The following is a 6,612-nucleotide window of genomic DNA, read 5'->3' as shown; positions in this document are numbered from 1 at the left end:
CCCCCCCCCCCCCCCCCCTCCTTTCTCCCCCCCCCCCCCGGCACCGGAGCTCAGAGTAAGGCTCGTGGGCGCGGAGTGGTGTATAAGAGACAGGTATAGCCTGCTGCTGCGCATAAATCCGTCGCCTATTATTGAGTTGAACCGCGCTATCGCCCTGGCTATGCATAAGGGACCCGAGGCGGGGTTGCGACAGATCGACGCGATCCTGGAGCGCGGGGAGTTGACCGGCTATCACCTGGCGCACGCTGCCCGGGCGGAGCTTTGCCGGAAAACAGGCCGCACAGACCAGGCACGGGCGTCATGGGAACGCGCCCTGGCCCTGGCACAACAAGCCCCGGAACGGCGGTTTATCGAACGCAAGCTCCGCGAACTGGAGACCTAATGCCCGAAAGCAAAAAAAATTCAATATGCCTGTCGATTTTGTCGTCTGCCATCCGACTACCGGTAGTAACAACAAATAAACAATCGTCACATGAGAAAATTAATCTTATTCATGCACATGTCCCTCGATGGCTTTGCAGCAGATCCGAACCACGGACTTGACTTTTTAACCTATGATAAAGAGCTGGAGCAATACGCCGATGAACTGATTAAAACAGTCGGTTCGCCCGTATATGGACGAACCACCTACCAGTTAATGGAAAGTTACTGGCCAACCGTTTTAAACAAACCCGATGCCGGCAAGCATGCACGGGAACATGCGCAATGGGTGGATGCCGTACCAAAAATTGTGTTCTCAAAAACCCTGACCGAAGTAACCTGGAACAATACGCGACTCATTAAGGACAATATTGTTGAAGAAGTAACAAAGCTGAAACAACAGCCAGGAAAAGACCTGGCCATCTTTGGCAGTCCCGGCCTGGCCACCAGTCTGATGAACCTGGGGCTGATCGACGAATACAAACTTACCGTACACCCCATTATACTGGGCAGCGGCATCAGCGCGTTCACCAACAACACCGTAACAAGCAAACTGAAATTAGTCGACTCGAAAACACTGAAATCAGGCGTTGTTACGCTGCACTATACCACTGTCCGTTGATTCGGTTGTATTGACGACTTCAACACCTTGTAAGGCTATCACACAAAATCTAACATACATAACAAATCATTATGAAATACATCTGTCTCGGCTATATGAATGAAGAAATTTGGGCAACGCTATCCGAAAGCGAGCGGAACACGTTTATGGACGAGTGTTTTCGCTACGATAAAGAGCTTCGGGAGAACGGTCACTTTGCCGGCGGTGAAGGCTTGCAGGAAGCCCGGAATGCCGCCACGTTAAAATGGCAAAGCGGCAAAGTCTCCGTGACCGATGGCCCCTTCGTTGAATCCAAAGAGCAGATCGGTGGCATCATGATCCTGGAGGCCACCGATCTGAATCACGCCATCCGCCTGCTGTCAAAGCATCCCTCGCTCCGGCTGGGGCGTGGTAGCAGCAGTTGGGAGATCCGGCCGGCCGTCGACCTGACAGCTCTTATGGAAGAGAGCAAGCAGCGAGGGTCATGATTAAAGCTTGAATGAGTTTTTCCCCGGCTTTAGTATCTGCGTCTTGTTTTTCCACACGAACGCCCCTTCGATCTTCTCCGGCAACAGCACCTCGGCTTGAAGAACTCCCTGTTGAACTTTATACTTAACCGATATTTTCCCGTTTGGATGCGGCATTTCACCACCGATCTCTTCCATCGCACCCAGGTGAGGTGTGATCCGGACTTTCGCAAATCCCGGTGCATCACTATCAATTCCGAGCACGATCCTAAAGAACTCAATGTTGGGACTCGATCCCCACGCATGACAATCGGAACGCGCCCGGTTTACATCCGATATCTCGGCCCAGGTGGAGAGCCCCATCGCAATATTCTCCCGCCAGATGTCCAACCACTTGACGTAATCGTCGCCAAGGCCGGCTTTTGTAAGCGCCTGGTGTAAATAATATTTGAAGTAGATCGATGCCGGGGCGAGGCTTGTATCCGTTATAATCTTGTTGGCCAACGTCGTGGCATTACCTCCTTCGATAACACCCGACAGAATGGCCAGTGAATTGACATGCTGGGAAAAAACATCTTTTGCTTCTGTATCGGCATACATTCCCTTTTGAGCATCCCAGTATCTCGATTGAATCGTTTTCCGAAGTTGTTGCGCCTTTTTACTATAGTTCCGCGAAATTTCTTTTACCCCCAGGCCCTGCTCCAACCTGCTGGCGACCTGATAGGCCCATAAAAGAGTTAAATCCAATATCGCCGACTCCCCATGAACACCTTTCGGTGCCATTCCAAAATCCCATCCTTTGCTCTCAACCCAGTCTGTAAACACCCAGTAAGGAACATTCTTCAGCGATCCATCCTCTTGTTGATACGACTCGAAAAAAGATAGGACCTGCCGGATTCCAGGCAATTTCCCTTTCACGAATGTGCTGTCGGGACGATACATGTAAAAGTCATGGAGCATGGCAATCCACCACAGCGAGAATGTCGGTATTTCCTGATTCAAATCCGTGGGATATCGGCTCAAGGTAATCCCTTCCGCCAGCCGTGAATGGTCCATTAAGGTCAATCCGTTCTTCACTAATCGATCATCCCCTGCGTTGTAAAAAGAAACGAGCGCCTGTATCCGGGCATCGCCGATGTATTGCAATTGCTCGTAATAAGGACAATCCATGTACGTTTCGAATGCGCAAAGCCTGGCGGTGCGCCATCCGATATCCATCATCTTGCCAAGCTCAGCATTTGAAGTCTGCAAGCTCGCGTTTTGAACGAATGGGTAACCGGTAAAAGTGCCGTAGATGTCATCTATGGTCAACGTCTCGGCCTTCGTATTTACCGTCAGCAGAATGTAGCGGTATGTTCGCCACCACAGCGGCGTATATTCCTGGTTGGAAGTTCCATCTGAGATTAAACTATCCAGTTTCCCGATGAAAATCTTGCCATCCACCTCATTACGATTTCCCTTTGAAAGGGTCGGTGGCCTGAATCCCCTGAGATCTTCGCCCTTGTGAATATAGAAGCCCTCCGTGTAGCCAAGCGAAATGGCAGCATCGCGTCCGCCGCTCACAACTAAGGTGGGATAGGCATTGGTCAGGAACCCCTGGTCTAAAACGATCGTAGCGCGTGTATTGGCCGGTATGGTCACCTTGGTTTTGGTGGCAGGGAAATTTGCCGGCACTTTTACTCCCTCCGCTTTTCTGGTCGTTGCCAATCGCTGAACCGTCATTTCCATGGGCGGTATAGATGACGGAACAAGCATCCATCCCGTCGAATTGACAGATGCCGCCTTCGGCGTTCCAGCGGTAATGGTGCGAGCCTTTTCCCAGTAGGAATCATCAAAACTTGCCGCAGTCCAACCCTTTACATGCTTCCTCATATCCAACAACTCCCCCGGCCCGGCTACATAATAGCCGGGAGCTTTCACCTGCAGAGGACTATAACTTTCATCTTTGATGACCTTCCATGAGTCATTTGTATTCAGGACTTCTTCCTCGGCGGTGTTACCCTGGAGGATAAACCCGGTGACGTGCGTGATCTGTGCTTCCGGCTTGTCACGCCCATCGTTCCATACGACTGCGGCAATGACGTTGTTGCCCGCCACCAGGAACGGAGCCAGGTCGACAGTCTCGAAATTCCAGAAATACAGGTCACCGCGCGCCGGTCCCTGGGAAACATGTTTTCCATTGACGAATAGCCGATAGCGGTTATCTCCCGAAACATGAACCATAAAAGAGGATGGTTTTTCGTTCAGCTCCAACGTCTTGCGGAATTTAAAAACGCCATACTGCTTAAGCGTTGCATCCGATGCCGCTGTATATCGATTAACGGGAATTCCAGGGCCTGTAATCCATTGCGCCTTCCAGGGCTTTTGTAACGCCGCTTCACTTATTTGCGCTGTTGCCCAATAGGCGATCGATGATAATACCAGTGTCAACAGAATAGAAAATTTCTTTTTCATAGGATTTCAAAATCTAACTGTCGTCACCAGGATCTCTGGCAGCTCACTTCTGAATCACGATAGATTGGCCAGTGGTCGTTGGTAATTCCCGCCGTGCATCCTTACGCTCATCACCAGATTCGTCGTAATAACGGTTACCCGCACCTTTAGAGATGGAACGCAACCAGGAGCAGCAAGGTAAAATCCTTGAGCGCCAGCCGCACTACTTTGAGCGATTTGGTCAGATGATACTCGATCGCCTTCTCAGACAGGTTAAGTCTTTCGGCGATCTCCCGGTTGGAAACACCCTCCAGACGGCTGAGGCGAAACACGCTTCTGGATTTCTCCGGCAATGTCTGCACGCACGTTTCGACGGCTTGCATCAATTCATTGAATTCTACGGCGCGCCGTGTCGACTCCTCCTGCTGCGGAATAAACGCCTTGTAATAATCCCAATATTTTTTCCGCACCAGCTGCGACTCGATATAATTGATCGCTTTATTCCGAAGACAGGTAAAGACGAATGCATCGACATTGGCGATGGACAAGGTAGCGCGCTTGTCCCATAGGGAGGTAAAAAGATCCTGAACGATCTCTTCCGTGATGGATTGTGAACGTACTTTGGAATACGTGATGTGATACGCTTTTTTCCAATAACGGCGAACAAATTCAGAGAAGGCCTGCGCGTCATCACTTCGTATGGCGCTCAGCAGTTGCTCATCACTATGGTCCGCGTATGCGTTCAACTAAATAGTTTTAGGTTAATACAATGTTACCACACCCGGTCTAAAAAACCAAGCTTCGATTGCACAACCGATTGATTTTACATTTTTTTCAAAAATAGTTTAGGAATTGCTGTCAGTTACCTGTCTACCAGAATATGACGCAAGAAGAATTCCGTTCCTTATTACAGCGATACAAGACAGGCGTTGTTACTCCCGCCGAGCGCGAGCTGATCGAACGATGGTACGACGCCATCGGCCGCGATGAGCCCGCGCACATGAGCTCCGATGAGGAACAAGCCCTGGAGAAGCAATTCCGCGCGCACGCCGATCACTATATCACTACTACTGCGCCCGGAAAACACCGCTTTCTGGGCTTCTGGCAGGTCGCTGCCATCGCCGCCAGTCTTTTGCTGGTCTCTGTGTTCATGGTATATATCTATTCACCGGGATCGATCCCGGAACAACGTACCACCATACCGGTGCGCACGACAGAAGATGCTGAAGAGCTCGTGACCGTGGCCGCCACCGAAGTGCACCGTGTAAAGCTTGCGGACGGCAGCACGGTAACGCTCCGCCCCGGCAGCACGCTGCGCTACGATGCCCACAACTATAACGATACCCGACGGGAAGTCTTCCTGCAGGGGGAAGGCTTCTTTGACGTGGCGCACGATGCGCAGCGCCCCTTCTATGTATATACAGGAGACGTAGCAACCCGGGTATTGGGCACTTCCTTTACCGTAAAGACCGTTGGCTCCAGGGGAGAGATCATTGTAGCCGTCAATACCGGACGGGTTGCTGTGGCCACAAAGCAGCATGCGCTGTTCGGCCTAAAAACATCCTATCAGGAGGAAGCGGTACTGACGCCCAACCAACAGGCGGTCTTTAATATCGACAAACAAGTACTTTCCACCGGTCTGGTCGATGTGCCGAAGGTGATCTCTCCACAGGCAACGCCCGAGCGAATGACGTTCGACGACGTTGCGCTCGCCGAGATACTGGAGGATCTGGAGCGGGCGTATCAGATCGATATCGTGTTCGATCCCGAGCGCATCAGCGCGTGCTTTGTCACAGCGAAATTTGACAAGGAAACCTTCTTTGAACGTCTCGACATCATCTGCAGGGCCGCCGGAACACACTACAACGTGTCCGGCGCTCAGATCATTATATCCAAATAAAATGCCTTAGCCTATGCACATCGTGTAACCCACAAGTGAAAGAAAAAAAGAAGCTGCTGATGTTTGCGCCATCAGCAGCTGTGCACCCACCGGCATCCCAGGGACGCCGGACAGATTTGTTTTTGCCTTTTGTCAACAAAAACCTCGGTTAAGATATGAAAGAACCTATACCTATTCAAGATGCACTCTTTAAAATCATGCGAATCACGGTAGTACAGATCATACTCGCCGCCGTATGTTCCGTCGCCAGTTACGGCTTCGAATCGTTCAGCCAGGGTGTGCTGGACAAGCCGATCTCCCTGGAGGTCGAAAACATGGACATTAAAACCGTTCTCAACGAAATTGAGAAGAAGGTCCCGGTTAAGTTCGCATACCGGCGGCGGTTGTTTGAAGACCGCGATCACATATCGGCGTCGTTTCACAACACAGCCCTGCGCGACGTACTCAACCACCTGGCGGGCCCCCACGTGCGCTACGACGTCGTGGGCGATCAGATCGTCTTTGGTCCCTCCTCCACCATCGAGATAGGCGTGCCCAAAACCCTGACCGGTATCATTACAGACGAGACAGATGCACCCATGCCCGGCGTGAGCGTATTGGTAAAGGGTACGAACATCGGGACCACGACAAATCTGGATGGTGAATTTGTGGTGGAAGCGGCCGATACCGACGTGCTGATCATCACCTTCATCGGGTATTTAAAAGAGGAGATCACCGTGGGCGCGCAGACCCGGATCCGGGTAAAACTGATGCCCGACGTTCAGTCGTTGGGAGAAGTCGTGGGCGTGGCC

General features: G+C 51.4%; 7 protein-coding genes. 5 read left to right on the top strand and 2 right to left on the bottom strand.

What is annotated here, in order from left to right:
• From KK078_RS30135 to KK078_RS30125, 3 genes are all read left to right on the top strand, one after another.
• Nucleotides 1-382 (top strand): hypothetical protein (locus tag KK078_RS30135; protein WP_449508543.1); only part of this gene is annotated, 382 nt, incomplete at its 5' end.
• Nucleotides 383-472: 90 nt separating this feature from the next.
• Nucleotides 473-1,042, top strand: a complete 570-nt coding sequence (locus tag KK078_RS30130) for a dihydrofolate reductase family protein (RefSeq protein WP_254094728.1) — start codon at nucleotides 473-475, stop codon at nucleotides 1,040-1,042.
• Between the two features lie 71 nt (nucleotides 1,043-1,113).
• A complete protein-coding gene (locus tag KK078_RS30125) occupies nucleotides 1,114-1,509 on the top strand; it encodes a YciI family protein (protein WP_254094726.1) in 396 nt (131 codons plus the stop codon).
• Here the strand turns inward: KK078_RS30125 and KK078_RS30120 are convergent, their stop codons facing one another.
• Together KK078_RS30120 and KK078_RS30115 are read right to left on the bottom strand one after the other, a co-directional pair.
• On the bottom strand, nucleotides 1,510-3,942 hold the full coding sequence (locus KK078_RS30120) for an alpha-L-rhamnosidase-related protein (RefSeq protein ID WP_254094724.1): 2,433 nt from the start codon (nucleotides 3,940-3,942) through the stop codon (nucleotides 1,510-1,512).
• A gap of 146 nt (nucleotides 3,943-4,088) precedes the next feature.
• Nucleotides 4,089-4,667, bottom strand: a complete 579-nt coding sequence (locus tag KK078_RS30115) for an RNA polymerase sigma-70 factor (RefSeq protein WP_254094717.1) — start codon at nucleotides 4,665-4,667, stop codon at nucleotides 4,089-4,091.
• A gap of 134 nt (nucleotides 4,668-4,801) precedes the next feature.
• Between KK078_RS30115 and KK078_RS30110 the strand changes: the two genes are divergently transcribed.
• Nucleotides 4,802-5,821 carry a FecR family protein gene (locus tag KK078_RS30110; RefSeq protein ID WP_254094715.1) on the top strand — a complete coding sequence of 340 codons (1,020 nt, stop codon included), beginning with the start codon at nucleotides 4,802-4,804 and terminating at the stop codon, nucleotides 5,819-5,821.
• 155 nt (nucleotides 5,822-5,976) lie between these two features.
• A partial coding sequence (locus KK078_RS30105) for a carboxypeptidase-like regulatory domain-containing protein (RefSeq protein ID WP_254094713.1) occupies nucleotides 5,977-6,612 on the top strand: 636 nt, incomplete at its 3' end.

The sequence above is a fragment of the Dawidia soli genome (genome assembly GCF_018598185.1).
In the GTDB taxonomy this organism is placed as follows: Bacteria; Bacteroidota; Bacteroidia; order Cytophagales; family Cyclobacteriaceae; genus Ohtaekwangia; species Ohtaekwangia soli.
This window is presented reverse-complemented; position numbering and strand designations above follow the sequence as displayed.

Coding starts and splice junctions, on each gene's coding strand:
- KK078_RS30130 (WP_254094728.1), top strand. CDS start 473: ATGAGAAAATTAATCTTATTCATGCACATGTCCCTCGATGGCTTTGCA.
- KK078_RS30125 (WP_254094726.1), top strand. CDS start 1,114: ATGAAATACATCTGTCTCGGCTATATGAATGAAGAAATTTGGGCAACG.
- KK078_RS30120 (WP_254094724.1), bottom strand. CDS start 3,942: ATGAAAAAGAAATTTTCTATTCTGTTGACACTGGTATTATCATCGATC.
- KK078_RS30110 (WP_254094715.1), top strand. CDS start 4,802: ATGACGCAAGAAGAATTCCGTTCCTTATTACAGCGATACAAGACAGGC.